We start from the raw sequence: 25,282 nt of genomic DNA, 5'->3' as shown, positions 1-25,282 counted from the left end.
AGCGGGCGAAAATGGGACCGCAACGCGGCTGAAAGCTCATGCGTTGTCCAGCGTCTTGAACCACTGCACCAGGAAGTCGACGAAAACGCGAACTTTTGCAGGCAGATAGCGCCGGTGCGGATAGACGGCAAAAATGCCGCCGCCGGGCAGAATGCGGTCATCCAGCGCAGTCAGCAGCTTGCCGCTTTCGATGTCGGGCGCGGCGATGAAATCCGGCAGGACGGAAAATCCCAATCCAGCCACGGCAGCGGCCCTTGCCGCCATCGGGCTGTTGACCTCGATCGGGCCGGAAACCGAAACGCTCACCGTATCGCCGCTGTCGCCTTTGAACGGCCAGTTGGTGAGCCAGCGCCCATTGGTGTCGATGATGCAAGGCACGCGGGCAAGGTCTTGCGGCCTGACCGGCATGCCGTGCCTGGCGATCAGTTCAGGAGACGCGCAAAGCCGTACCGAAAATGGCGCCAGGCGCCTGGCGATCAACGAGGAATTTTCCAGCCGCGAAATGCGCACCGCCAGATCGAAGCCCTCCTCGACCAGATCGACGAAACGGTCGTCGAGATGGATGTCGAGCACGATGTCGGGGTGCTGCTTGGCGAAGTCGATCAGCGACTGGCCGATCGGCGCGTCGGCAAAGGTGCGCGGCGCCGACAGCTTGATCCTGCCGCGCACGTCGCCGGAGGATTCGCGCACCGCATCGGCAAGGCTGTCGACCTCGCGCACGATCTCCGAGGCGCGCCGGTAATAGGTGTGGCCGGCCTCGGTCAGGGAAAACTGCCTGGTGGTGCGGTTGAGCAGCAGCGCGCCGAGCTCGTCCTCCAGCTCGCGCACATATTTCGACAATAGCGCCTTCGAGCGGCCGATCTTGCGCGCCGCCGCCGAAAATCCTTCGGCCTCGACCACGTCGATGAAGGCGCGCATGCGGGTCAGCGTATCCATGTCATGCGCCTCCTTGGTGGGCCGAAAGGATGCGGGCGGCCAGCGCAATCAACTGCCGGTCGCTGTTCTTCGGACCGAGCAGCGAAAGGCCGAACGGCGCCCCGCCGGTCTTGCCGAGCGGCAGCGTGATTTGCGGAAAGCCGGACAGGCCGGAAAGGCAGAGCAGTCTCAGCGCCCGCTCGCGATAGGTCTGCAAATCGTCGAATGACGCGGCCTTGAGCGGCGCGGCACCAGGAGCGGTCGGAAGCACAAGAACGCCGTCGTCGCCAAGCAGGCCGGCCAGTTCGAGGCGAAACGAAACGCGACGTTCCGTTTCACATTGCGCGGTTGCCGCGTCGATTGTCGCGCCGTGCTCGAAACGCTCCTTGACACCGGGTCCCAGCATGCGGTCGCCGCCGGCGATCCAGGCGCCGTGACTTTGCCAGGCTTCATAGCCTTGCAGCTTGCGGAAGCACCAATAGAGATCGTCGGTCGAATGCGACAGCGGGCCGACGCTGCGCGGTGCGCCCAGCACCGAAGCGACACTGCGGAGCATGGCGAGATATTCGTCGGCCTCGTGCGGGCCGAGCACGAGGCCGTCCAGCTCAGCGAGAGTGACGGGGCGTCTCAGTTCATGGGAATGCGGATCGTCGCCGAGCAGCACCGTGCCGACCTTTTCGTAGATGACGATGTCGCTTGCGAACCAACCGAATGTGTCCAGCGAAGGCGCCAGCGGCATGGCGCCGTCGAGCGGGATACGGCCATGCGTCGTCCTGAGGCCGATCAGGCCGCAGAAGCTTGCCGGCGCTCGGATCGAGCCGCCGGTGTCCGATCCGGTTGCAATGTCGGCCAGCCCGCCGGCGACTGCCGCGGCAGAACCGGAGGACGAGCCGCCGGTGACGCGGTCGGGTGCTGCCGGGTTGATGGGCGACGGGAAATGCGCGTTCAGCCCCAGCAGGGAAAATGCGAGTTCGTCGGTCTGCGTCTTGCCGACGAAGCGGGCGCCCGAATCAAGCAGCGCCTGGACGGCCGGCGCGGTCGCCATGGCCGGTGAAGCGTCCCGGTATTTCTGCGGATTGCCGCAGCCGGTGCGGTAGCCGGCGACGTCGAAGATGTCCTTTACGGCAAGCCGCAAGCCGGCAAGCGGGCCGGATTTCGCATTGGCTACAGGGGTTTGATCAAGGTCGAGAAAAGCGTTCAGCGGGCCGCGAGTGCCTGTCATGCGTTCGATATCCGGATGTGCTTGCCGCAGCATTGTTGTTCTGGTTGCCGCAGCATTGTTCGATGCCACAAATTTTACAACCTGCCATACGATTTTTATTGATTGTGAAATCTTTCGATCTTATATCGCGCTTGCCCAAAGTCGCACGTGCCTGTGGGTGTCCGTCGATCCTCGAATGGTGAGGGCAATCGGTAAGGTAACTGGAGCCAACCCCTCCAGTCGGTTTAGCGGCCAACCGCCAACCGAGGACACCTTGAAGCAACGACGGTGCGGGCCTTTCTGGTGTTCTGCCGGTCGTCCAAAGACCGGGGTTACTGAAGAGGCACACCTTCATTGCCGGCAGTGCGGACGGGTCTCCCATCCAAGCCAAGGCAGACAAAGCGAACCGAGGCCGGGCAAGGCCAAGGTTCACCGCCGCGAGACGGCGCTTCATGGTTCCGGGGTCTCCACCGGCTGGTTCCATGGATTTCCGTCCCGCCTTTGTCCACCGCGTGTTCGCGAGGCCGAGAGCCCGCGTCCGCAAGCCCTTGTGCGCGCCGCAAGGCGCTGATGGAGAGACCCGATGGCTACCCAGCGCATCCTTGACTTTCTCGCCACCCGACGTCCGAACGGCCCGTGCCTCGTCGTCGATCTCGATGTCGTGCGCGACAATTTCCGCGCCTTCGAGAAGGCGCTTCCCGATTCCAAGATCTACTATGCGGTGAAAGCAAATCCGGCGCCGGAAATCCTGCGCCTGCTTGCTGCGATGGGCTCGTCCTTCGACACCGCTTCCGTTGCCGAAGTCGAGATGGCGATGGACGCCGGTGCGCCGGCGGACCGCATCTCCTTCGGCAACACCATCAAGAAGGAGCGCGACATCCAGCGCGCCTACCAGCTCGGCATCAAGCTGTTTGCGGTGGACTGCGTCGAAGAGGTCGAGAAGATCGCCCGCGTCGCTCCCGGCGCCCGTGTGTTCTGCCGCGTCCTGACCGACGGCGAGGGCGCCGAATGGCCGCTGTCGCGCAAGTTCGGCTGTGTGCCGGCGATGGCGGTCGACGTGCTGCGCCATGCCAGGGCGCTCGGCCTCGACGCCCATGGCGTGTCGTTCCATGTCGGCTCGCAGCAGACCGACCTGACCGCCTGGGACCGTGCGCTCAGCGACGCCAAGAAGGTGTTCGCGACGCTGGCCGACGAAGGCATCGTGCTGAAGATGGTCAATATGGGCGGCGGCTTCCCGACCCGCTATCTCAGGGATGTGCCGGTGGCGCAGGCCTACGGCCAGGCGATCTTCTCGGCGCTCAGGAAGCATTTCGGCAACGCGATCCCCGAGACGATCATCGAGCCGGGCCGCGGCATGGTCGGCAATGCCGGCGTCATCAAGTCGGAAGTCGTGCTGATCTCGAAGAAAGCCGATAACGACAATGTGCGCTGGGTGTTCCTCGACATCGGCAAGTTCGGCGGTCTCGCCGAGACGATGGACGAGGCGATCCGCTACCCGATCGTCACCGCGCATGACGGCAGCGAGACCGCGCCTTGCGTGCTCGCCGGCCCGACCTGCGATTCGGCCGACGTGATGTACGAAAAGACGCCGTACCCGCTGCCCTTGTCGCTGACCATCGGCGACGAGGTGCTGATCGAGGGCACCGGCGCCTATACGACGACCTATGCATCGGTCGCCTTCAACGGCTTCGAGCCTCTCCGATCCTACGTGATCTGACGGTTCGAAAGAACCGATCAGATCATCCGGAGATGGGCGCCTGTCGCCCGCCCGGGCTCGCCTGTGGAACAATCCGCTTGTGAAGGATCGCGGAAATGAACGTTGCAGATCTCATCGTTGAAGGCGTGGGAATCTCCCCCCTCGAGGGGGAGATGGCCGCGAAGCGGCCAGAGGGGGTCGGTTCGACTGGACTCGGCCTCCTGCCGCAGATGGAGGCCGGCGCTTCACGCGCGACAACCCCCTCTGTCGCCTTCGGCGACATCTCCCTCTCGAGGGGGGAGATTGCGGTCGTCGCCGAAACCACCGCCGACGTTGGCGCTCGCGAGGCTTTGCTCGATCGCGCCATGGGGCCGAAGCGCCGGAAGAAGTCGTCGGAAAAGCTGCGGCGCGGCCGCCGGCCTTCGGAGGGCCTGGCCTTTGTCGCGCGCGACGCGTCGGGCACTGTTGCCGGCACGGTGCGGCTGTGGGACGTGGTGCTGGGCGAGGGCGGCAAGGCAGCGCTGCTGCTCGGCCCGCTTGCCGTCGACCCGGCGCTGAAAAATGCCGGCATCGGCTCGGCGCTGATGCGCCATGCGGTCACTGAGGCCGAGCGGCTTGGCCATGCGGCGATCCTGCTGGTCGGCGACACGCCCTATTACAAGCGCTTCGGGTTTTCGGCCGCAAAGACCGGCTCGCTGGCCATGCCGGGGCCTTACGAGCGGCACCGCCTGCTGGCGCGGGAACTGGTTGTCGGCGCGCTCGACGGCGCGCAAGGCACGCTGAAGGCGGCCGTGCGCAAGCTGAAGGCACAGCGGCTGCCGCTCGCTGCCTAGAGGGGGCGTGATGCTCAGAGGACCGAGCCGGAGTGGGAGGGCGGTTTCGCCTCCATTGCCCGTTCCGGACGCCGGCGCTGCCCCTCACCTGCCTGCCGGCATCGACGTTGCGGCCAGCCCCTTCTCCCCGTCACTATACGGGGAGAAGTGCCCGGCAGGGCGATGAGGGGCGGCGCCGAGGTCGACCATTGGCGCTTTGCTTGGCCGATCAGCCGATCAGCTGGCTGAGCGCCATGGCGACGCTCATGTCGCCTTCGACCTTTATCTTGCCGGACATGAAGGCCATGGTCGGGTTGAGGTCGCCTGATATCAGCGAGTCCAGATCGTCGAGCGACAGCTTTATGGTGCAATCAGCCGGCGCATCGGTAGTCGAGACATCGGCGCCGTCGATGACGATGACGCCGTCGCTGCCGGTGTCGAATTTCACCGAGCGATCGAACCCGGCACTCGCCACGCGCGACCTGATGTTGTCGGCAATCTCCTGAACGCTCATGGCGGTTCTCCTCGTCTGCTTGCGTTTGTCGCGCGCCGGCGCTTCGACCTGGCCGAAGCCGCTTGCCTGGTTTTACAGCCACGGCCGCCGGCGCATATAGCTTCGGGTTGACGTTTACGTCAACGCAGTTCCCCGAGGTGAAGATGGGCTTTATCGCCGCAGCATCACGCGGGCATGGTTGCCGGTGCTGTCCTTCGCCAAAGGATGCGGTGCTGGTGCCGAGCATGAACGTGCAATCGGCGGCCGAGACCTTCCAGCGCGCCGGCGCCGAGGAATTGGCGGTGGTCGAGGATTTCACCGATCGCAAGGTGGTCGGGCTGCTGACCGAAGGCCACCTGATGCGGCGCTATGCCGAGGAACTCGACAAGGCGCGGCGGGATCTGTCGGGCGAGGGGTAGCCGCGTCCTGTCCCGATAGCGATGCGACACACATGTCGGCTGCTGCGTAAGGTGGGCTCACGTCAACGGCCCGCTAATCGCCGGCTCCGAAATCCGATTGCGCGAACTGTCTTCTTCCTTGTGGAAGAGTGTCTTGAAGAAAAAAGCGTCGGGAACCGCCTTGATTACTTTTGCGATCACGGCGGTCGCGAGCACGGCAAACGCTAGGCGACCGAGAAGCACGCTCGTAACATCAGCGCCAAGCGTGACGACGACCAATGTATCCTCAATGAGGCTATGGGCAAAACCCATGAACACGCAGGCAAGGAATATCTGACGCGGCTCCGCGCTAGGCGTGCGCGCCTCGCGGATCAGCAGTCCTGCGCCATAGGAAATCCCGAGAAACAGGCCGACAGCGGCGAAAGGTACCGTCTGCTTTTCGATGCCGGCGAGCCGAAAGAGCGGTGCAAGCCCTCTGTTCATCCAATCCAAAATGCCCGACATCTTTAGAAGCTCGATCACCCAGCTCAGCGCAAGCAGAACAACGAGCATGATGCCCAGGGTTTTGAGCGTACCCAGGAAAAAGCCGCCCCAGTCGGTGCTTTCATTCGTCGGCATCCACGCCGGCTTCACCGGTCCTGACAGCCATCCGGTCACGGCGAATATCTGATGCAGAAGGACAGCAAAGACCAAACCCCCGCCAATACGAAGCGCCGTGGTGACTAGGAAGCTCGGTCCGGCCCTCTGAATGATCCGTTGCTCGATCGGAATGGCATGTGCAAACAGCAAGAGAGCCGAAAGAACCGTCATGTCGGCAGTGCTGAGCGCCGAAACCGGAACCAAGGTGAATACGATCACAAGCGCGCCCCAGATCCCGACCAGCAATCCCGTCAGCCAGGCAAAGGCGAGTTCAGGTGGCAACCCCACCTGCAACATGAGCGGGGAGAAGAACGGAGAAATCGCCTGGATGACACCAAGGTCCTGCAGCAGCCGCGTGGCAATCGCAACCGGAACGATCACGCGAACCAGTTCCCAATAGATTCCAAGCGTCTCCAATGTCTTGCGATAGAAGGCGGCGCAAATTGCCATCATGCTGCTCCATCATCCCTGGAGCCGTCTGAGTAGCGTGAGACGCTTCGCATTTGTGGTCAAAGTTTGCGATTCCGTGCAATAAAATTGCAACGCACCGACGCTGAGCGCGACCGACATGGACAAGATCGACAGAAGGCTTCTCAACCTGCTCCAGGATGATGCCTCACGAACTAACGCCAAACTGGCGGGGTTAATCGGGCTTTCCCCTTCGAGCTGCCTGCGCCGCATACGACGACTGAAGAAAAGCGGTGTCATCAGCCGCGTTGTCGCGCTTCTCGCACCGGCAAAGGCTGGCCGGGGCTTGAAGGCGATCGTCACCGTCGAACTGGAGCGTCATGGTGAGCAGTATATGCGGGACTTTCTCGAGTTGGCCGCCCAGGAACCGGCCGTCACTCAGGCCTACAGTGTAAGCGGCGAAACCGACGCCGTCCTCATGCTCCGCCTGACGGATATGGAAGAGTTCGATGCACTGTGCGAGCGACTGTTCCGAGACCGAAGCAACGTCGCGCGATACCACACGATGTTCGTGATCCGAACGGCCAAAGAAGTGACCGCAATTCCACTGTAGTGTTCGGGTTACGATAGACCTGCTGGGCCGCGAATTCATAAACGAGCATTGGCCGCACGGAGCGCGGCTTGAGCTCGAGCCCAAATCATCCCCCGGCAAGGCGCGGCAGCAGGAAAATCTCCGCCCCTTCCGGCAGTTCCTTCGACCAGGTGTCGCGATAGATCGTCCCGTCGATGGCGACGGCGATGCCGCGATCGATGTATGGCTCGAGGCCGGGATACTGTTCAGCCAGTTTCCTGAACAGCTCCCGAATATCCTTCGCCTCGATTTCGACCTTGCTCTTGCCTCCGGCGATCGCGCCGAGCGACCCCCAGAGCGTTACTTCGACCATCAGCCTCCCCGTTCCGCCTCGATCGCCGCCAGAATGCGCGGCGGCGACATCGGGATATGGGTCATGCGCACGCCCGCGGCGTTCGACACCGCATTGGCGATCGCCGCCAGCGGCGGCACGATCGAGGTCTCGCCGACGCCGCGTACCCCGTAGGGATGGTTGGGATTGGGGATCTCGAGGATCTGCGTGTCGATCATCGGCAGGTCCGAGCAGACCGGGATGCGGTAATCGAGGAAGCCAGGGTTCTGCAGCCGCCCGTCCTTGCCGTAGATATACTCCTCGTTGAGCGCCCAGCCGATGCCTTGTGCGGCACCGCCCTGGTATTGCCCCTCGACATAGGTCGGATGCACCGCCTTGCCGGCGTCCTGAACGACGGTATAGCGCAGCACCCTGGTGGAGCCGGTCTCGGGATCGACCTCGATATCGCAGATATGGGTGGCGAAGGAGACGCCGGCGCCGTCGGCGACGAGCTCGCTATGGCCTGCAATCGGTCCCCCCGTCTTCCCTGACGCGGCTGCGATCTCCTTCAGCGACAATGCTGCAAGGTTGCCGTATTTCTCGCCCTTGGCAATCGCGTGACCTTTTTCCCAGACCACATCGTCGACGGGAATGTCCCACATCTGTGCGGCGCGTTCCCGCAACACCTTGATGGCGTTGCGGGCGGCCGAGATCGTCGCCATGGAGGAGGAGAAGGTGCCGCGGCTGCCGTCCGTCATGTCGTTGTAGCCGAGGCTGGAGGTATCGGCGACCACCGCCTTGACCTGCTCATAGGGGATGCCGAGCTCCTCCGCCGCGACCAGCGAAAGCGACGCGCGGGAACCACCCACATCGACCGTGCCGACGGCAAGCGAGACCGAGCCGTCCATGCCGATGTTGAGGTCGGTGCAGGTCTGGCCACCGAAATTGAACCAGAAGCCGCAGGCCATTCCGCGGCCCTGGTTCTTGCCGAGCGGCGCCTTCATGTGCGGATGGTTCTTCACCGCCTCCAGCGTCGGCCCGATGCCGATCGGGCCGTATACCGGTCCATAGGACGATCTGGTGCCTTCCTGCGCCGCGTTCCTGATCCGGAACTCGACGGGGTCCATGCCGATCTCCTTGGCCAGCTCGTCGACCGCACTTTCCACCGCAAACGCCGCCATCGGAGCCGACGGCGCGCGATAGGCCGCGGTCTTGGGCCGGTTGACCAGCACTTCGTAGCCGACCGTCCTGACGTTCTCGAGCTTGTAGCAGGCAAAGGCCGTCATGGCGCCGATCTCGGCCCACGTGCCGGCATAGGGGCCGCAGCTATAGCGCAGCGTCGCCTCGGCCGCCGTGATCGTGCCGTCCTTGCGGGCGCCGATCCGAACATCGATCGAGGTGGCGCTGGTCGGGCCGGAGGCGCGGAACACCTCGTCGCGCGTCATGACCAGCTTGACCGGCCGCCCGGCCTTGCGTGACAGCGCCAGTGCCACCGGCTCGGCCCAGACATGGGTCTTGCCGCCGAAACCGCCGCCGATCTCCGAGGAGGTGACGCGCAGCTTCGAGGCTTCCATGCCAAGCAGTTGGGCGCAGTGTTGGCGGTAGACAAAATGGCCTTGCGTACAGACCCACAGGTCGGCGGTGCCGTCGGAGCTGACATTGGCCACGCAGGCATGCGGCTCGATATAACCCTGGTGCGTCTGCTCGGTCTTGAAGGAGCGTTCGACAACGAAGTCGGCCTGGCCGAAACCTACATGGATGTCGCCATGGCCGTACTGGGTGCGCTTGGTGACATTGGAAGGCTTGAGGGGCTTTTGCTCGAGGCCCTCGGTGAAGATGGCGTCGTTGACCAGAGGTGCGGAGTGCTTCATCGCCTCGTCGACGTCGGTGACATGCGGCAGCACCTCGTAGTCGACCTCGATCAGCTTCAGTGCCTGCCTCGCCGTGCGGGCATCGACCGCAGCCACCGCGGCCACGGCATGGCCGTCATAGAGCGCTTTCTTGCGCGCCATGCAGTTGTCGAGGATGTCGTACATGGCGGCATCGCCGTCGGTGAGGTCGGGCAGGTCGGCCGCGGTGATCACGGCCTTGACGCCGGCGAGCTTCTCCGCCTTCGACGTGTCGATCTTCCTGATCGTGGCATGGGCATGGGGGCTTCTGAGAACGCGCCCGACCAGTTGCCCGGCCATGTTGAAGTCGGCGCCATAGCGTGCGCGGCCCGTCACCTTGTCGACGCCGTCGGGACGAATGGGACGCGTGCCGACAGAGGTGAAATTGCGTCCGGAGTAACGCGGATCGAAATTCATCGTCATGCTCCCTTCATCACGCTGGCCGCGTCCTGAACGGCACGCACGATCTTGTCATAGCCGGTGCAGCGGCAGAGGTTCCCGGCGAGGCCGAAGCGGATCTCCTCCTCGGTCGGGTCGGGGTTCTTGGCCAAAAGGTCCTTCGCCGCTATCAAAAAGCCCGGCGTGCAGACGCCGCATTGAAGTGCGGCGTGCTCCAGGAATTTCTGCTGCAGCGGATGCAGCCTGTCGCCGTGCGCCATGCCCTCGATGGTCTCGACGTGCCGGCCCTCGGCCTCCGCGCCGAGCACCAGGCACGAGCACACCAGCCGATCGTCGAGGATGATGCTGCAGGCCCCGCAGTCGCCGGTGCCGCAGCCTTCCTTGGCGCCCGTCAGCCCCAGGCGATCGCGCAGGACATCAAGCAGCGTCTCGTCCGGCTGGCAAAGGAACTCGACATTGTCGCCGTTGATTGTCGTTGATACTGCCACACCAGCCATCATTTGCCTCCTGCGCGTGCATAGGCGGTCGTGGCGGCCCGCTTGGCCAGCACACCCGCGACTTTCCGTCTGAATTCGATGGTGCCGCGCTTGTCGTCGATCGGCCGGCAGGCGCCCGAGCAGACCTTGGCGAGCCTCTCCAGCGTGGCTTCGTCCAGCTTGGAGCCGATGAGAACCTCGGCGGCCTCCTCGACCAGAATCACCGTCGGCGCCACGGCGCCCAACGCCAGACGGGCGGATTTGACGCGACCTTGCTCATCGAGCGTCAAGTTCACGCCGGCGCTTACCACCGCTATGTCCATCTCCGTGCGCGGAATGAAACGCAGATAGGCATCGCCCGAACGCGGCAGACGGCTGTCGAGCAGGATTGCCTCGATGATCTCGCCCTTGGCCAGCGACGTCTTGCCCGGCCCAGTCGGCACCGCTTGCACGGCAATCGTGCGCCTGGTTCCCGGGCCGACGACCACAGCCTTGGCGCCAGCGGCGACCAGCGCCGGCACGCTGTCGGCGGCCGGCGAGGCGTTGCACAGATTGCCGACGATGGTGCAGCGTCCCTGCACCTGCTTCGAGCCGATCAGCTTGGCCGCTTCGACGACGCCGGGCCATGCCTTCTGCAGGGCCGTGTTCTCGCCCAGCACGGCGCAGGGGACCGCCGCGCCGATGCTGAAGCCCTCGGCTGTTTCCCTGATCTCGCCAAGCCCGTCGATCGCCTTGATGTCGACGATCAGGTCGGGTTCGATAAAGCCGCCTTTCATTCGCACCAAGAGGTCGCTGCCTCCGGCGAGGATGGCGGCCGTGCCGGCTGAACCGGCCAACAGGCCGGCGGCGTCTTCAATTGAAAGCGGACGTATGTAACGCATCGTCTCCCCTTAGTGGTCATAGTCACACCAACTGATATAACCGTCTCTCCACAATGGCCATCCTGTTCGTGCATTCGCGGATTGGGCCAGGCGCCGCAATTTCATTTTGCTCGTCCAACTGGACGCACCGCCAGCCGCTAATGCTCGATCGGACCCTTCGGCATCACCAGCGCCGTGCCTGCTGTCGTCGGGCGCTCGATCATGCGGCGGACGCGCGGTGGCTCGTTGCCGCTGTGCAGCGCCCTTATGCGCTCGCCGATGACGGCGTCGGCGTAGGTGGCGCGCCGATTGTGGCGGATATATTCGACCCAGGTCGGCGTGTGGTAGTGCTCGATCCAAATCGACGGATTTTCGAGATCGCGCGCCAAGGTCCAGTTGCGGGCGCCGTCACGGCGGCGGATGCGGCCGCGCTCGGCCATGGTGGCGAGGAATTCCGGTACGTCCTCGTTGCGGATGACATATTCGATCATGATGGCGATGGGACCGCTGCGCGGCTTGAGATCAAGCGCCAGATGCGGCTCCTGAAAACGGTTGAGCGGATCGAGGTTGAGCACAGCCTGCTGCGGCAGCGGCAGCAGCAGGCCGACGGCGCCTCCCGCCAGCATGGCGACGCTGGCCGCCATCAGGGCGGCTTCGGCGCCATGCGCGTCGGCAACGACACCCCAGACCCAGCTGCCGAGCGCGATGCCGCCGAAGGTCGCGGTCTGGTAGACCGAAAGCACGCGGCCGACCACCCAGCGCGGCGTCGACATCTGCACGGTGACGTTGAAATGCGAAAGCGCCGTCACCCAGCAGGCGCCGCCGAGCAGCAGGCCGAGCGACGTCTGCCAGGCATGATTGCTGACGGCGGCGTTGAAGGCGCAGACGGCGAAACCGGCGAATGCCATGCGCACCATGGTTTCGCTGGACAGCAGCTGCCGCAGCCTGACGCTGGTCAGCGCGCCGCCGACGGCGCCGATGCCGAAGGCGCCGAGCATGATGCCGTAGCTCAAGGCATCGCCCTTGACGACGTCGCGCGCGACCAGCGGCAGCAGCGCCAGGACGGCGCCGGCGCTGAAGCCGAAAGCCGAGCTCCTGACCAGCACCTTGCCGATATTGGGCGACATGGCGACATAGCGCAGGCCGGCACCCATGGCGGCGCCCAGCGTCTCGCGCGGCAAGGTCGATGCCGGCAGTTCCGGCTTCCAGCGGGCCAGCACGACGATGAGGCCGACATAGCTCAGCGTGTTGGCGGCGAAGGCCGCGGCGGCACCTGCCGCGGCAACGATGATGCCGCCGATCGCCGGGCCGACGCTGCGCGTCAGGTTGAAGCCCATCGAGTTGAGCGCGATCGCCGCCGGCACCTTGGTGCGAGGCACCATGTCGCCGACCGAAGCCTGCCAGGACGGGCTGTTGAGCGCGGTGCCGCTGTCGATCAGGAAGGTGAAGGCGAGCAGCGTCCACGGCGTTATCAGGTCGAGATAGGTGAAGACGGTCAGAAGAGCCGAGACGACGAGCATGAAGATCTGCGCGATCAGCATGATCTTGCGCCGGTTGAAGCTGTCGGCGATGGCGCCGGCCAGCAGCGCGAAGAGCATGATCGGCAAGGTGGTCGAGGCCTGGACCAATGCCACCTGATAGGACGAGGTGGCGATCGTCGTCATCATCCAGGCGGCGCCAACGCCCTGGATGAGGCCGCCGAAATTGGAGACGAGGCTGGCGGACCACACCGCCCGGAAGATGCCGTGCCGGAACGGCGCCAGCGCCGAGGCGCTTTCGCTTTCCGGTGTGTCGTCGTTCATAAATGCCTTCCCGGGCTCAAATGCGTTTGTTCTTCCGATCAATCGGCCCCGCAAGCCGTGGGTTCAAAAAATAGAACATCATTTCGCAAAGGGCGAACGCATTCTGGAAAAACATCATGGTCCAACAACAAGATAGCGGGCGGGTCAGCGCGTGCCGCCGCAGGCTGAACGATCGGTCAGGCAGGCGGTACCGCGAGCGCTGCCATGTGATTGGCAGGCACCGGCGGCACTTCTAGCGGTCCTCGAAGCCGGTCAGCACGCCGACGGCGTTGATGCCGATCTCCTCGACGGCGTAGCCGCCTTCCATGACGAACAGCGTCGGCAGGCCGAGCCTGGCGATGCGGCGGCCGATCCTGGGATAGTCGGGGGTCTTCAGCTTGAACTGGCTGATCGGGTCCTTCTCGAAGGTGTCGACACCGAGTGAAACCACGACAACATCAGGAGCATAAGCCGAAAGCCTCGTGCAAGCGTCCTCGAGTGAGGCGTTCCACACCTCCCAGCCGGTGCCGAAGGGCATCGGGTAATTGTCGTTGAAGCCTTCGCCGTCGCCCTCGCCGCGCTCGTCGGCATGGCCGAGGAAGAAGGGATATTCGGTCATCGGATCGCCATGCAGGTTCAGCACCTGAACGTCACCGCGGCGATAGAATATCTCCTGGGTGCCGTTGCCGTGGTGATAATCGACGTCGAGGATCGAAACGCGCCCGGCGCCATGGTCGCGGAACCATTGCGCGGCGACGGCGGCGTTGTTGATGAAGCAATAGCCGCCCATGAAGGCCGCCCCCGCATGGTGCCCTGGCGGGCGACACAGCGCGAAGGCGGAAGGCTCACCGGCCTTGACCAGCGCGGCGGCGGTCAACGCGACGTCATAGGACGACTTGATCGCATCCCATGTGCCTTTGACGAACGTCGCGCCACCGTCGAAGGAGTAGAAGCCGAGCAGCGCATCGATGCCTTTCGGGCGCACGTCGCCGCGCAGGCCGCGCGTCGGCCAGGTGAAGGGAATGGCCGAACCGCTGCGGCCCGATGCTTCCCAGAGCGGCCACACGGTCGGCAGGAAATCGATGTAGTCGCTGGCATGCACCTTCCTGGCGGCGGCGAGGTCGTGGCTTTCCGGCGGCAGGATCGGACCGAGCTTCTCGCTCTCCACCCGCGCCCTGATGAACTCGGCGCGCGACGGCTTTTCAAAGGCCGGCACGATGGCGCCGGCGATCAATTCGACATTGCCGGAATGGCCGGCATGGAAAGGCGAAAAAACAGTCTTCATGAAATTGTTCCGTGGTGAGACGCGGCGACCCTAACCGTCCTGCACTGCCTTTCACAAGGCGCTGGGCCAACCAGCCATGGCTTGCTGGCCCGGCAGCCGGTCGTCTAGCCTGCCGGCAGCGCAACCGACCTGCGGGTAATCATGAGTTCAAATGCCGACCTGATCGTCACCAATGCCCGTGTGCTGACCATGGACGAAGGCAATCCGACAGCCGAAGCGGTGGCGATAAAGGACGGCAACATCCTGGCGGTTGGCGATCGCCGGACGATCGAGGCGCTGAAAGGGCCGGCCACGAAGATCATCGATGCGCAAGGCGGTTCGGTGGTGCCGGGCTTCATCGAAGCACATATGCACCTTTTCGGCGGCGCCGCCGAACTGGACAATCTGCACTTTCAGGGCGTGCATGGCTTCGATGCGCTGAGCGACGCGATCCGCGCCTACGCTGCGGCACGGCCGAACGCCAAATTGCTGCTTGGGGCCGGCGTCGACTATACCATCCTTTCCAAGGAAGAGCCGGTCACCCGCCATCATCTCGACCGCATCATCGCCGACCGGCCGTTCGCCATGTCGGCTTCCGATCACCACACGATGTGGGCCAACACCAAGGCGCTGAAGCTGGCTGGCATCCTGCACGGCAAGCAACTCGGCCCCGGCAACGAGATCGTCATGGGTGCCGACGGCCTTGCGGCCGGCGAATTGCGTGAGGGCGAGGCGTTTGGGCCGATCCTCGAGCTTTCCGGGCAGAACCGCGTGCGGCTCGGCCTTGCGACAGGCGACGAGCCCGAACCGTACCCTTCCGCAGCCGAAGTCGCGGCCGATCGCGACCTGATGCATCGCGGTCTGGAATGGTGCGCCCGCCACGGCATCACCTCGATCCAGAACATGGACGGCAATCTCTACCAGCTCGAACTGCTTGCCGGTTTGGAGCAGGAAGGGCGGCTGCTCTGCCGCACCAAGATACCTTTTCATTTCAAGAACTTCATGACGCTCGACAAGCTGGAAAAGGCATCGAGCATGGCCAACTCCTATCGATCGGAATGGCTGTCGTCCGGCATGGTCAAGATGTTTTACGACGGCGTGCTGGAAGGCTGGACCGCGGTCATGGTCGACGACTATGCCGACCGGCCGGGCTGGCGCGGTGAGCCGCTGTTCACGCCAGAGCATTTCGCCGAGGTGGCAGTGGAGGCCGACCGGCGCGGCCTGCAGATCGCCGTGCATTCGATAGGCGACGGCGCTGTGCGCGCGGTCCTCGACGGTTACGAGGCGGCGCGGCGGAAGAACGGCAGGCGCGACAGCCGGCACCGGGTCGAGCACATCGAGGTCACCACTGCCGCCGACGTGCCGCGCTTTGCCGAACTCGGCGTCATCGCCTCGATGCAGCCGCCGCACCCGCCCGGCGCCATGGACTTCCCGCTGGAGCCGACGCTCTCGCGCATCGGCCGCGAAAGATGGCCGCTCAGCTATGCCTGGCGGACGCTGAAGCAGGCGGGCGCGCATGTCGTTTTCGCTTCCGACTGGCCGGTGTCGCGGGTCGACCCGATCCTGGGCATTCAGGCGGCGGTGCTGCGCAAACCTTGGGCAGAGGGCGATCCCGACCAGAGCTTCTCGCTGCTGGAAGCGCTTGCGGGCTATACGGTCGAAGGCGCCTATGCCGAATTCATGGAACACCGTAAGGGCCGGCTGAAACCAGGCTACCTGGCCGATCTGGTGGTGCTGTCGGCCGATATCGAGGCAACTGAACCGGCTTCCTTGCACAAGGTGCGTCCGGTCAGCACCATCTGCGGCGGCAAGATCACTTACCGGGGTTGATGATGGCGCTGACTATGGCATGGGGCTTGCGTTCTGAACCGAGATCCAGATGCATGGTTGCCAAGCCGACCGGCATATGCTGACAATCGAATGGGAACTGGATCCGCCATCAAGAGCGGACATGAAAATGGGGTAATGCGTGCCGGATCAACCGGGTAAGAGTGCAATCGAGGTCCGCAGCGTCCGCAAGGTGTTCGGTACCGGGGACGCACAAGTCGCCGCTCTCGACACGGTTTCGGTGTCGATCCGCGAGAACGAGTTCTTCACGCTGCTGGGGCCGTCGGGCTGCGGAAAGACGACGCTGCTCAGGCTGATCGCCGGCTTCGATTTTCCCAGCGAAGGCGAAATCCTGCTGCACGGCCACGACATCGCGCCGCTGCCGCCGTTCAAGCGGCCGGTCAACACCGTCTTCCAGTCCTATGCGCTGTTCCCGCACATGACAGTGGCCGAGAATATCGGCTTCGGCCTGGAGATGCTGGGCAAGCCGAAAGCCGAAATCAAGGCACGCGTCGCCGAGATGCTGAAGCTGGTCAAGATGGAGGCGCTGAGCGGCCGCCGCACCAGCCAGATCTCCGGCGGCCAGCAGCAGCGCGTCGCACTGGCCCGCGCGCTGGCGCCGCAGCCGAAAGTGCTGTTGCTCGACGAGCCGCTGTCGGCACTCGACTACAAGCTGCGCAAGGAAATGCAGATCGAACTGAAACGGCTGCAGCACCAGACCGGCATCACCTTCATCTTCGTCACCCATGACCAGGAAGAAGCGCTGACCATGTCCGACCGTATCGCCGTGATGTCGGCCGGCAAGATCCTGCAGGTCGGCACGCCCTGGGACATCTATGACAAGCCGGCCGAGCGCTTCGTCGCCGACTTCATCGGCGAAACCAATTTCCTGACCGCGGCCATCACCGGCATCGGCAACGGCAAGGCGCGCGCGACACTAAAATCCGGCGCGACGATCGACGCGACGGTGGCTGAGGGCTTCCAGCCGAAGGAGAATGCGACGCTGGTGGTCAGGCCGGAACACGCCAAGCTGACCGGCGGCAAGGGCGATCTTTCCGGAACCGTCGAAAACATCGTCTATTTCGGCACCGACACGCATATTCATGTCCAACTGGACAGCGGCGAAGCCTTCACCGTGCGCCAGCAGAACACGCGCAGCGCAGGCTGCGGTTTCGAGCGGGGCGACAAGGTCGGCGTCTCGATCGGCAACGACGCCGCGCAAGTGCTGAGGGATTGATGGCGAGCGCGGAAGAAGTCGCCAAGGCGGCCGAACGGCGCGACATCCGCGGCCGCTGGCTGCTGTCGGCGCCGGCCCTGCTGATCATCTTCCTTGCAGCAACCGGTCCCTTGCTGATCGTGCTGGTTTATTCGTTTTTGACGCCCGGCCCTTATGGCGACGTGAAGTGGCAATTCTCGCCCGAGGCCTGGACATCGGTGTTCATGGAACGCGACATCTTCGACGACACGCTTTCCATTGCTGCCGCCCATGTCACTATCTTCTGGCGCTCGATCAAGCTTGCCATCGTGACCACGATCGCTACTTTGGCGCTTGGTTTTCCTACTGCCTATTTCATGGCGACGCGCAGCGAGAAGACGCGCGATCTCTGGCTGTTCCTGATCACCATACCGTTCTGGACCAACTTGCTGATCCGCACCTTCGCGGTGCTGCAGATCATCCGCAACGAAGGTCTGATCAACACGGTGCTGCTCAAGCTCGGCATCATCTCGGCGCCGATCCAGATATTGTTCACCGATACGGCGATCCTGATCGGCATGGCCTATGTCTATCTGCCGCTGATGGTGCTGCCGATCTACGCCAGCATGGAAAAACTCGATTTCCGGCTGGTCGAAGCCGGCTACGATCTTTATGCGACACGCTTCCAGGTGCTCAGGCGTATCATTTTCCCGCTGGTCAAGCCGGGCGTCATCGCCGGCTCCATCCTGGTGTTCATTCCGGCGCTCGGCGCCTATGTCACACCGGTCCTATTGGGCGGCGGTAAGACCATGATGCTTTCCAACCTGATCGAGCTGCAGTTCGGGCAAGGCCGCAACTGGCCGCTCGGCTCGGCGCTGTCGATCGCCGTCATGGTCATCGTCATGGTGGCGCTGCTCGCCTATGTGCGTAACACCGGCCGGTCGGAAATGCGTCATGGCTAGCAGCTTCGCAATCAAGCATCAGCCGGGATTCACCGCGATCGCCGCGACCTGCTTCGTCGTGCTCTATCTGCCCATCGTCGTGCTGGTCGTCTATGCCTTCAACGCCGCGACCTCGACGTCGGAATGGGGCGGCTTCTCGCTCAAATGGTTCCAGTCGGCGTGGCAGAACACGCAAGTCATCGACGCCACCGTGCGCTCCTTCCAGATCGGCGCCATCGCGGCGATCCTGGCCACGATCTTCGCCACCATGGCGGCGCTCGCCACCACGCGCACGCCGCCCTATCCCGGCCTGACCTTCAAATATGCCGCGATCAACCAGCCTCTGATGGTGCCGGAGATCGTCACCGGCGTGGCGCTGCTGATCTTTTTCTCGCGCATCAAGATATTCACCGGCTATTCCGGGCTCGGCTACCTGATCGCGGCGCATACGGCCTTTTGCATTCCGTTCGCCTACCTGCCGATCCGGGCGCGGCTGGAGAACATGGACCTGACGCTGGAACGGGCCGCCGCCGATCTCTATGCGACGCCGTGGAAGACGTTCCGCCGCATCACCTTGCCGCTGCTTTGGCCCGGCATTCTGGCCGGATTGATGCTGGCCTTCGTTATCTCGCTCGATGATGTCGTCATCACCGAGTTCGTGAAATCGGGCGGCCAGGACACGCTGCCGACCTACATGCTTGGCCAGATACGTCGAGGGATAACGCCGGAGATCAACGCGATATCGACCGTGTTCCTGCTCTTGTCGGTCGCCATCGTGACGTTGTTTTTCTTCATCAGCAGGAAACGGGACTGAAAATCGAAAATGGGAGCTAAAACATGAACTGGAAGACATCAGCGACCGCCGTCGGGTTGGCGCTGCTCGCCTCGACAAGCGGCGCTTTCGCGGACGGCGTTTTGAACATCTACAATTGGGGCAACTACACCAGCCCCGACGTAATCAAGAAGTTCGAGCAGAAATACAACATCAAGGTGACCATCACCGATTACGATTCGAACGATACGGCGCTGGCCAAGGTTCGCCAGGGCGGCACCGGCTTCGACATCGCGGTGCCTTCGCAAACCTTCGTGCCGATCTGGATCAAGGAAGGCCTCGTTCAGGAGACCGATCCCGGCAAGATGGAGAACTTCAAGAACGTGGCGCCGGAATGGGCCAATCCCGATTTCGATCCCGGCCGCAAATATTCCGTGCCATGGGCCTGGGGCACGGTGGGCATCGTGGTGAACACCGATGTCTACAAGGGGCCGTCGGACAGTTGGGGCATTATCTTCAACACACCCGACGAACTGAAGGGCAAGGTCAACGTCGTGCCGGAAATGAACGACGTCATGTTCGCGGCGACCAAATATGTCGGCGCCGCGCAATGCGCCAGCGATAAGGAAACGCTGAAGAAGGTGCGTGACACGCTGGTTGCTGCCAAGCCGAACTGGATCGCGATGGAATACAATACCATCGAGAAAATGGGCGCCGGCGATTTCAAGGCGACCAGCGACTGGAACGGCTCAGCCCTGCGCCAGCGGCTGGCGAACCCCAAGATCCACTATTTCTATCCCAAGGAAGGTTTTGGCCTCTGGAGCGACAACGTCATGGTCCTGAAGGAAGCCAAGAATGTCGAGAACGCCAAGCTGTTCCAGAACTTCATCATGGATCCGGAAAACGCCGCCGGCCTATCCGCCTTCCACCGCTACGCCAACGGCATTGCCGGTTCCGACAAGTACATGCCGGCCGATATGAAGGATGCGCCGGAAGTCATCATCCCGGAAGACGTCAAGGCGCATGGCGAGCTGCAAAAATTGTGTTCCGAGGACGTGCAGGCAATCTACAGCAAGATCTGGACCGAACTGCAGAAGTGACCGCATCGTGATGGACCCGGCGGCAGGCGCCCCCCGGGTCCATTTTGTCCGCATTTTTTTAACGTCGCCTATCGGTGGCGACACTGAAAGCCGTGCACGCCATCGCCGCGGCGCTCGCCTAGAACGCCAAAGACCCGCAAGGAAGCGCCCATGGCCGGCAAGACCGCGTTCGAGACCAGGTATGGCTTTGCCCGCAAGGAGGTGCTGCTCGGCAATTGGCGGGAAAGCCCGTTCAACCGGTGGTCGTTCCAGAATGTCGGCGAGCTGGTGCCGAGCGCTGCCGTGGCGGCACAGCCGGGCGGCAGCGAGGCGCCGGCGCAGGATTTCGGCGGGCTACTTGGCGAAAAGGTCGCTCTTGCAGGCGGCGCGGAGACGGTCGCGGCTTTTCTCAGGCGCTCCGATACCGACGCGCTGACGATCATGAAACGCGGCAAATTCGTCGGCGACTGGTTCGCGCCGCATATGGAGTTTGGGGCGCGCCACATCGTCTTTTCGATCAGCAAGTCGCTGACCGCCATTGTTGCCGGCATATTGGAAGGCGAGGGGATTTTCGATCCGCAGGCACCGGTAAGCCGCTATCTGCCCGAAGCCGCCGGCTCGGCCTATGGCGATGCGCGTGTGCGGCACGTGCTCGACATGAGTGTCAGCCTCGATTTCGAAGAGGCCTATCTCGATCCGGAAAGCGCCTTCGCCCGCTACCGCCGCGCCATGCTGTGGAATCCGGGCGGGGGCATCGAGAGCCTGGCCACTTTCCTCATGACGCTGCAGGGCCTGGCCGAGCCGCATGGCCGGACGTTCCGCTACCGCTCGCCCAATTCCGACCTGCTCGGCATCCTGCTCGAACGTGCGTCGGGCCGGCGCTTCGCCGATCTGATGCGCGAAAAATTATGGGAGCCGCTCGGCGCCGTCAGCGACGCCTCGGTGACAGTCGACACGGAAGGCACGGCGCGCACTGCCGGCGGCATTTCGGTGACGCCGCGCGACCTTGCACGCGTCGGCGAGATGATGCGGCAAGGCGGCGTGGCCAATGGCCGCCGCGTCGTCCCGGAAGCCTGGATGCGTGACACGACCGAAACTGGCGGTGACGCCGAGGCCTGGCGGCGCGGCACGATGGCGTTCCTGTTTCAGCGTGGCCGCTATCGCAACAAATGGTACCAGACGGGCGCGGCAAGCGGCGCCTTCTGCGGCATCGGCATCCACGGCCAGTGGCTTTACGTCAATCCGAAGGCCGAAATGGTAATCGCAAAGATGTCGTCGCAGCCGGTACCGGTCGACGATCCGCTCGATCTGGATATGATTTCCTTCTTCGAGGCGCTGAGCCGGATGGTCTGATCCATCCAGACAGCCCGACCTTTCCTGTGGACCTCTCGCCGGGTTGAAAATGGCGCGGTTGGCGCGGCAGTGCTCTGCGCCTATGGTCGCTGCTCGTTTCGACTAGCGACAGGTACGACATGGCAGCCGACATCAAGCGCATCGCAACCATCATAGCCGCCGAGATCGCCGCGCGGCCCGAGCAGGCCGCGGCGGCGATCGGCTTGCTCGATGACGGTGCGACCGTGCCGTTCGTGGCGCGCTACCGCAAGGAGGTCACCGGCGGCCTCGACGACACGCAGCTGCGCGACCTCGCCGAGCGGCTCGCCTATCTGCGCGAACTCGACGCGCGCCGCGACACCATCCTTGGTTCGATCCGCGAGCAGGGCAAGCTGACCGAGGAGCTCGAGGCAAAGATCGCTGCGGCCGGCACCAAGGCCGAACTCGAAGACATCTACCTGCCTTACAAGCCGAAGCGCCGGACCAAGGCCGAGATCGCACGCGAGCGCGGGCTCGCGCCTCTGGCGGAAGCTATTCTCGCCGACCGTACGGCTGTACCCGCCGAGCTGGCGCTAGCCTACATCAGCGAGGACGTCGCCGACGCCAAGGCGGCGCTCGAGGGTGCGCGCGACATCCTGTCCGAACAGTTCGCCGAGAATGCCGACCTGGTCGGCAGATTGCGGACCTACATGAAGGAACGCGCCTTTCTGCGCTCGCGCGTCGTCGACGGCAAGCAGGAGGCCGGCGCGAAATTTTCCGACTATTTCGATCATGTCGAGCGCTGGGCCAACGTGCCGAGCCATCGCGCGCTGGCCATGTTGCGCGGCCGCAACGAGGAGGTTCTGTCGCTCGACATCGAAGTCGATGCCGATGACGCCTCTCCAGTGAAACCGGTCGAGCGGATGATCGCCGACGCCTACGCCATCGGCCGCCAGTTGCCGGGAGACCGCTGGCTGATGGAGGTCGCCGGCTGGACCTGGCGTATAAAGCTGTCGCTGCACCTGACGCTCGATCTGATGCGCGATCTGCGCGAGCGGGCCGAAGAAGGAGCCATCCATGTCTTCGCCCGCAATCTCAAGGATTTGCTGCTTGCCGCCCCTGCCGGCTCACGGCCGACGATGGGGCTCGATCCGGGCATTCGCACCGGCGTCAAGGTGGCGGTGGTGGACGGCACCGGCAAGCTGCTGGCGACGACAACGGTCTATCCGTTCCCGCCGAAGAACGACGTGCGCGGCACGCAGGCCGAACTGGCCAAGCTCATCCGGCTGCACAAGGTCGAGCTGATCTCGATCGGCAACGGCACCGGCAGCCGCGAGACCGAAAGGCTGGTGGCCGACATGCTGGCTGATATGCCCGCCGGGTCCGGGCCGAAGCCGCTCAAGGTGATCGTCAGCGAGGCCGGCGCCTCGGTCTATTCCGCCTCGGCAACGGCGGCGGCGGAATTTCCCGGCCTCGACGTGTCGCTGCGCGGGGCGGTGTCAATCGCGCGGCGCCTGCAGGATCCGCTCGCCGAACTGGTCAAGATAGAGCCCAAGTCGATCGGCGTCGGCCAGTACCAGCACGACGTCGATCAGTACCGCCTCGGCCGCTCGCTGGAAGCGGTGGTCGAGGATGCGGTCAACGCCGTCGGCGTCGATCTCAACACGGCGTCCGCACCGCTTCTGGCGCGGGTTTCGGGTCTCGGCGCATCGCTGGCCGAGGCGATCGTTGCGCATCGCGATGCCTCCGGCCCGTTCGCCAGCCGCCGCGAACTGTTGAAGGTCTCCCGCCTTGGACCCCGCGCGTTCGAGCAATGCGCCGGCTTCCTGCGCATTCCAAACGGCAGCGAACCCCTCGATGCCTCGGCCGTGCATCCGGAAGCCTATGGCGTTGCCAAGAAGATCGTCGCGGCCTGCGGGCGCGACGTCCGCTCGCTGATGGGCGACAGCGCCGCACTCAAGGCGCTCGATCCGCGCGTCTTCGTCGATGAGCGCTTCGGCCTGCCGACGGTGCGCGACATCCTGGCGGAGCTGGAAAAGCCCGGCCGCGATCCGCGCCCCGGCTTCAAGACCGCGACCTTTGCCGATGGCATCGACGACATCAAGGATCTGAAGCCCGGCATGCAGCTTGAAGGCACTGTCACCAATGTCGCGGCTTTCGGCGCCTTCGTCGATATCGGCGTGCACCAGGACGGACTGGTGCACGTCTCGCAACTGGCTGATCGGTTCATCAAGGACGCGCATGAGGTGGTCAAGGCCGGCGACGTGGTCAAGGTGCGTGTCGTCGACGTCGATATCAAGCGCAAGCGCATCGGCCTGTCGATGCGCAAGGATGGTGACGGTGGCGTACCGAAGCCGCGCGACAATGGCGGTAGGCCGGTGCCGCGCGCGCCGACGCCCCAACGCCAGCCGGAGCCGCCGGCGCAGCAGGGCGCGTTCGGCGCCGCGTTGGCCGATGCGTTGAAGCGGAAATAATTTTCGCGAGCCGGCTGTGGCAGGTCAGACGACGGCGCTCGACATTGATGATCCATCACCAATGCTCATGGATTGGCGAAGCTATTTCGTTTGATTTTTTCAGGACGGGAGCCGATAAGCCGCGCGTTTCAAGATTTCTGTTTCGATGCATGTCGTTATCCCCAAGCTGCCGAACACCCTCGGGTCAGGCCCGCGGGCAAGCTTTGGGCGACATGGATGAGTTTGGGAGACCGAGAGCCATGGCCGCCGACAAGAACGCATTCGTCTGGGATGATCCTTTCCTGATCGAGGACCAGCTTTCGGAGGACGAGCGCATGGTGCGCGATGGCGCCGCGGCGTTTGCCGCCGACAAGCTCGCTCCGAAGATCGAGGAAGCCTATCTCGAGGAGAAGACCGACGCCGGGATCTTTCGCGAGATGGGCGAGGCCGGACTGCTCGGCATCACCATCCCCGAGGAATATGGCGGGCTCGGCGCCAACTACGTCACCTACGGGCTGGTCGCGCGGGAAGTGGAGCGGATCGACTCGGGCTATCGCTCGATGATGAGCGTGCAGTCGTCGCTGGTAATGTATCCGATCCATGCCTATGGCTCGGAAGAACAGCGCAAGAAATACCTGCCGAAGCTGGCGTCGGGCGAAGTGATCGGCTGCTTTGGCTTGACCGAACCTGATGCCGGTTCCGACCCGGGCGGCATGAAGACGCGGGCCGAGAAGACTGCGAGCGGCTACAGGATCTCCGGCTCGAAGATGTGGATTTCCAACGCGCCGATCGCCGACGTGTTCGTCGTCTGGGCAAAGTTGTCCGACGAAAGTGGGGGCGCGCATGACAACCAGATTCGCGGCTTTGTCCTGGAAAAGGGCATGAACGGGCTGTCGGCGCCGAAGATCGGTGGCAAGCTGTCGCTGCGAGCCTCGATCACCGGCGAAGTGGTGATGGAAGGCGTCGAGGTCGGCGACGACGCGTTGCTGCCCAACGTCTCGGGTCTCAAAGGGCCGTTTGGCTGCCTCAACCGGGCACGCTACGGAATTTCCTGGGGCGCCATGGGCGCGGCCGAGGATTGCTGGCACCGCGCCCGCCAGTATGGCCTCGACCGCAAGCAGTTCGGCAAGCCGCTGGCCGGTACGCAGCTTTTCCAGAAGAAGCTCGCCGACATGCAGACCGAGATCGCGCTCGGCCTGCAGGGCAGCCTGCGCGTCGGGCGGCTGATGGATGAAGGCAAGATGGCGCCGGAGATGATCTCGCTCGTCAAGCGCAACAATTGCGGCAAGGCGCTCGACATCGCCCGCCAGGCCCGCGACATGCATGGCGGCAATGGCATCCAGATCGGCTACCACGTCATGCGCCACGCCCAGAACCTGGAAACCGTCAACACCTATGAGGGCACGCATGACGTGCATGCGCTGATCCTCGGACGGGCGCAGACCGGGTTGCAGGCATTCTTTTAGGGTTCAGGCTCCGCTTCCAGGATTTCCGTGCCTGGTATCTCCCCTCGCAAAGCGGGAGATCGGCACTTTCGTCGACCATGCCACATTTTGTTCTTGCTTTGTGCC

The 25,282-nt window shown here is 63.8% G+C and carries 21 protein-coding genes and 1 pseudogene; 12 read left to right on the top strand and 10 right to left on the bottom strand.

Annotation, left to right across the window (positions count from 1 at the left end; genetic code table 11):
• Positions 1–36 precede the first annotated feature (36 nt).
• Complete coding sequence (locus NKJ81_RS00935) at positions 37–936, bottom strand: LysR family transcriptional regulator (protein WP_352469556.1); 900 nt, start codon at positions 934–936, stop codon at positions 37–39.
• Between the two features lies 1 nt (position 937).
• Positions 938–2,137: an amidase gene (locus tag NKJ81_RS00930; RefSeq protein ID WP_352539336.1), complete on the bottom strand. Its 1,200-nt coding sequence runs from the start codon at positions 2,135–2,137 to the stop codon at positions 938–940.
• Positions 2,138–2,699: 562 nt separating this feature from the next.
• Between NKJ81_RS00930 and odc2 the strand changes: the two genes are divergently transcribed.
• Positions 2,700–3,833, top strand: a complete 1,134-nt coding sequence (odc2, locus tag NKJ81_RS00925; RefSeq protein WP_352469558.1) for an ornithine/lysine decarboxylase — start codon at positions 2,700–2,702, stop codon at positions 3,831–3,833.
• Between the two features lie 209 nt (positions 3,834–4,042).
• Positions 4,043–4,645 carry a GNAT family N-acetyltransferase gene (locus tag NKJ81_RS00920; RefSeq protein WP_352539486.1) on the top strand — a complete coding sequence of 201 codons (603 nt, stop codon included), beginning with the start codon at positions 4,043–4,045 and terminating at the stop codon, positions 4,643–4,645.
• A gap of 208 nt (positions 4,646–4,853) precedes the next feature.
• Here NKJ81_RS00920 and NKJ81_RS00915 read toward each other — a convergent pair whose 3' ends face one another.
• The gene (locus NKJ81_RS00915) at positions 4,854–5,138 is read right to left on the bottom strand and encodes an SCP2 sterol-binding domain-containing protein (protein ID WP_352448193.1); all 285 of its coding nucleotides are present in this window, start codon (positions 5,136–5,138) and stop codon (positions 4,854–4,856) included.
• A 200-nt stretch (positions 5,139–5,338) separates the two neighbouring features.
• Between NKJ81_RS00915 and NKJ81_RS00910 the strand changes: the two are divergent.
• Positions 5,339–5,536, top strand: a pseudogene (locus NKJ81_RS00910) (chloride channel protein); the annotation flags it as partial.
• A gap of 57 nt (positions 5,537–5,593) precedes the next feature.
• Here the strand turns inward: NKJ81_RS00910 and NKJ81_RS00905 are convergent.
• Positions 5,594–6,604 carry a nucleoside recognition domain-containing protein gene (locus NKJ81_RS00905; protein ID WP_352539335.1) on the bottom strand — a complete coding sequence of 337 codons (1,011 nt, stop codon included), beginning with the start codon at positions 6,602–6,604 and terminating at the stop codon, positions 5,594–5,596.
• Positions 6,605–6,722: 118 nt separating this feature from the next.
• On the opposite strand from NKJ81_RS00905, the gene NKJ81_RS00900 reads away from it, so the two are divergent.
• Positions 6,723–7,175: an Lrp/AsnC family transcriptional regulator gene (locus tag NKJ81_RS00900; protein WP_352469560.1), complete on the top strand. Its 453-nt coding sequence runs from the start codon at positions 6,723–6,725 to the stop codon at positions 7,173–7,175.
• Between the two features lie 85 nt (positions 7,176–7,260).
• Here NKJ81_RS00900 and NKJ81_RS00895 read toward each other — a convergent pair whose 3' ends face one another.
• The 6 genes from NKJ81_RS00895 to NKJ81_RS00870 form a co-directional block, all read right to left on the bottom strand.
• Complete coding sequence (locus NKJ81_RS00895; protein WP_023675441.1) at positions 7,261–7,506, bottom strand: MoaD/ThiS family protein; 246 nt, start codon at positions 7,504–7,506, stop codon at positions 7,261–7,263.
• The gene (locus tag NKJ81_RS00890; protein ID WP_352539485.1) at positions 7,506–9,770 is read right to left on the bottom strand and encodes a xanthine dehydrogenase family protein molybdopterin-binding subunit; all 2,265 of its coding nucleotides are present in this window, start codon (positions 9,768–9,770) and stop codon (positions 7,506–7,508) included. Before NKJ81_RS00890 ends, NKJ81_RS00895 begins: the two co-directional genes overlap by 1 nt.
• Before the next feature lie 2 nt (positions 9,771–9,772).
• Positions 9,773–10,249: a (2Fe-2S)-binding protein gene (locus NKJ81_RS00885; RefSeq protein ID WP_352539334.1), complete on the bottom strand. Its 477-nt coding sequence runs from the start codon at positions 10,247–10,249 to the stop codon at positions 9,773–9,775.
• Complete coding sequence (locus NKJ81_RS00880; RefSeq protein ID WP_352539333.1) at positions 10,249–11,109, bottom strand: FAD binding domain-containing protein; 861 nt, start codon at positions 11,107–11,109, stop codon at positions 10,249–10,251. Before NKJ81_RS00880 ends, NKJ81_RS00885 begins: the two co-directional genes overlap by 1 nt.
• Before the next feature lie 137 nt (positions 11,110–11,246).
• Entirely contained in the window at positions 11,247–12,890 is a 1,644-nt protein-coding gene (locus NKJ81_RS00875; RefSeq protein WP_352539332.1) for an MFS transporter, read from the bottom strand.
• Between the two features lie 232 nt (positions 12,891–13,122).
• Positions 13,123–14,154: a histone deacetylase family protein gene (locus NKJ81_RS00870; RefSeq protein ID WP_352539331.1), complete on the bottom strand. Its 1,032-nt coding sequence runs from the start codon at positions 14,152–14,154 to the stop codon at positions 13,123–13,125.
• A gap of 141 nt (positions 14,155–14,295) precedes the next feature.
• Here NKJ81_RS00870 and NKJ81_RS00865 point away from each other — a divergent pair, with 141 nt between their 5' ends.
• The 8 genes from NKJ81_RS00865 (at position 14,296) to NKJ81_RS00830 (ending at position 25,177) form a co-directional block, all read left to right on the top strand.
• Positions 14,296–15,963, top strand: coding sequence for an amidohydrolase (locus tag NKJ81_RS00865; protein WP_352539330.1), 1,668 nt, complete (start codon positions 14,296–14,298; stop codon positions 15,961–15,963).
• A 139-nt stretch (positions 15,964–16,102) separates the two neighbouring features.
• Complete coding sequence (locus NKJ81_RS00860) at positions 16,103–17,197, top strand: ABC transporter ATP-binding protein (protein ID WP_352469565.1); 1,095 nt, start codon at positions 16,103–16,105, stop codon at positions 17,195–17,197.
• Entirely contained in the window at positions 17,197–18,117 is a 921-nt protein-coding gene (locus NKJ81_RS00855; protein ID WP_352539329.1) for an ABC transporter permease, read from the top strand. The genes NKJ81_RS00860 and NKJ81_RS00855 overlap by 1 nt, the downstream gene beginning before the upstream one ends.
• Complete coding sequence (locus NKJ81_RS00850) at positions 18,110–18,910, top strand: ABC transporter permease (protein WP_352469567.1); 801 nt, start codon at positions 18,110–18,112, stop codon at positions 18,908–18,910. Before NKJ81_RS00855 ends, NKJ81_RS00850 begins: the two co-directional genes overlap by 8 nt.
• A gap of 23 nt (positions 18,911–18,933) precedes the next feature.
• Positions 18,934–19,968 carry an ABC transporter substrate-binding protein gene (locus tag NKJ81_RS00845; RefSeq protein ID WP_352539328.1) on the top strand — a complete coding sequence of 345 codons (1,035 nt, stop codon included), beginning with the start codon at positions 18,934–18,936 and terminating at the stop codon, positions 19,966–19,968.
• A 150-nt stretch (positions 19,969–20,118) separates the two neighbouring features.
• Positions 20,119–21,300, top strand: a complete 1,182-nt coding sequence (locus NKJ81_RS00840; RefSeq protein WP_352539327.1) for a serine hydrolase domain-containing protein — start codon at positions 20,119–20,121, stop codon at positions 21,298–21,300.
• A gap of 119 nt (positions 21,301–21,419) precedes the next feature.
• Entirely contained in the window at positions 21,420–23,732 is a 2,313-nt protein-coding gene (locus NKJ81_RS00835) for a Tex family protein (protein ID WP_352539326.1), read from the top strand.
• A 239-nt stretch (positions 23,733–23,971) separates the two neighbouring features.
• Positions 23,972–25,177, top strand: a complete 1,206-nt coding sequence (locus NKJ81_RS00830; RefSeq protein ID WP_352539325.1) for an acyl-CoA dehydrogenase — start codon at positions 23,972–23,974, stop codon at positions 25,175–25,177.
• The last annotated feature ends 105 nt before the right edge of the window (positions 25,178–25,282 follow it).

It is taken from the genome of Mesorhizobium sp. M0018, assembly GCF_040323955.1.
GTDB lineage: Bacteria > Pseudomonadota > Alphaproteobacteria > Rhizobiales > Rhizobiaceae > Mesorhizobium.
The sequence above is the reverse complement of the archived record's forward strand: the minus strand, read 5'-3'. Positions and strand labels throughout refer to the sequence as shown.

Excerpts from the sequence above, each read along its gene's own strand:
- NKJ81_RS00935 (WP_352469556.1), bottom strand. The coding sequence starts at position 936 with ATGGATACGCTGACCCGCATGCGCGCCTTCATCGACGTGGTCGAGGCC.
- NKJ81_RS00930 (WP_352539336.1), bottom strand. The coding sequence starts at position 2,137 with ATGACAGGCACTCGCGGCCCGCTGAACGCTTTTCTCGACCTTGATCAA.
- odc2 (WP_352469558.1), top strand. The coding sequence starts at position 2,700 with ATGGCTACCCAGCGCATCCTTGACTTTCTCGCCACCCGACGTCCGAAC.
- NKJ81_RS00920 (WP_352539486.1), top strand. The coding sequence starts at position 4,043 with ATGGAGGCCGGCGCTTCACGCGCGACAACCCCCTCTGTCGCCTTCGGC.
- NKJ81_RS00915 (WP_352448193.1), bottom strand. The coding sequence starts at position 5,138 with ATGAGCGTTCAGGAGATTGCCGACAACATCAGGTCGCGCGTGGCGAGT.
- NKJ81_RS00905 (WP_352539335.1), bottom strand. The coding sequence starts at position 6,604 with ATGGCAATTTGCGCCGCCTTCTATCGCAAGACATTGGAGACGCTTGGA.
- NKJ81_RS00900 (WP_352469560.1), top strand. The coding sequence starts at position 6,723 with ATGGACAAGATCGACAGAAGGCTTCTCAACCTGCTCCAGGATGATGCC.
- NKJ81_RS00895 (WP_023675441.1), bottom strand. The coding sequence starts at position 7,506 with ATGGTCGAAGTAACGCTCTGGGGGTCGCTCGGCGCGATCGCCGGAGGC.
- NKJ81_RS00890 (WP_352539485.1), bottom strand. The coding sequence starts at position 9,770 with ATGAATTTCGATCCGCGTTACTCCGGACGCAATTTCACCTCTGTCGGC.
- NKJ81_RS00885 (WP_352539334.1), bottom strand. The coding sequence starts at position 10,249 with ATGGCTGGTGTGGCAGTATCAACGACAATCAACGGCGACAATGTCGAG.
- NKJ81_RS00880 (WP_352539333.1), bottom strand. The coding sequence starts at position 11,109 with ATGCGTTACATACGTCCGCTTTCAATTGAAGACGCCGCCGGCCTGTTG.
- NKJ81_RS00875 (WP_352539332.1), bottom strand. The coding sequence starts at position 12,890 with ATGAACGACGACACACCGGAAAGCGAAAGCGCCTCGGCGCTGGCGCCG.
- NKJ81_RS00870 (WP_352539331.1), bottom strand. The coding sequence starts at position 14,154 with ATGAAGACTGTTTTTTCGCCTTTCCATGCCGGCCATTCCGGCAATGTC.
- NKJ81_RS00865 (WP_352539330.1), top strand. The coding sequence starts at position 14,296 with ATGAGTTCAAATGCCGACCTGATCGTCACCAATGCCCGTGTGCTGACC.
- NKJ81_RS00855 (WP_352539329.1), top strand. The coding sequence starts at position 17,197 with ATGGCGAGCGCGGAAGAAGTCGCCAAGGCGGCCGAACGGCGCGACATC.
- NKJ81_RS00850 (WP_352469567.1), top strand. The coding sequence starts at position 18,110 with ATGGCTAGCAGCTTCGCAATCAAGCATCAGCCGGGATTCACCGCGATC.
- NKJ81_RS00845 (WP_352539328.1), top strand. The coding sequence starts at position 18,934 with ATGAACTGGAAGACATCAGCGACCGCCGTCGGGTTGGCGCTGCTCGCC.
- NKJ81_RS00840 (WP_352539327.1), top strand. The coding sequence starts at position 20,119 with ATGGCCGGCAAGACCGCGTTCGAGACCAGGTATGGCTTTGCCCGCAAG.
- NKJ81_RS00835 (WP_352539326.1), top strand. The coding sequence starts at position 21,420 with ATGGCAGCCGACATCAAGCGCATCGCAACCATCATAGCCGCCGAGATC.
- NKJ81_RS00830 (WP_352539325.1), top strand. The coding sequence starts at position 23,972 with ATGGCCGCCGACAAGAACGCATTCGTCTGGGATGATCCTTTCCTGATC.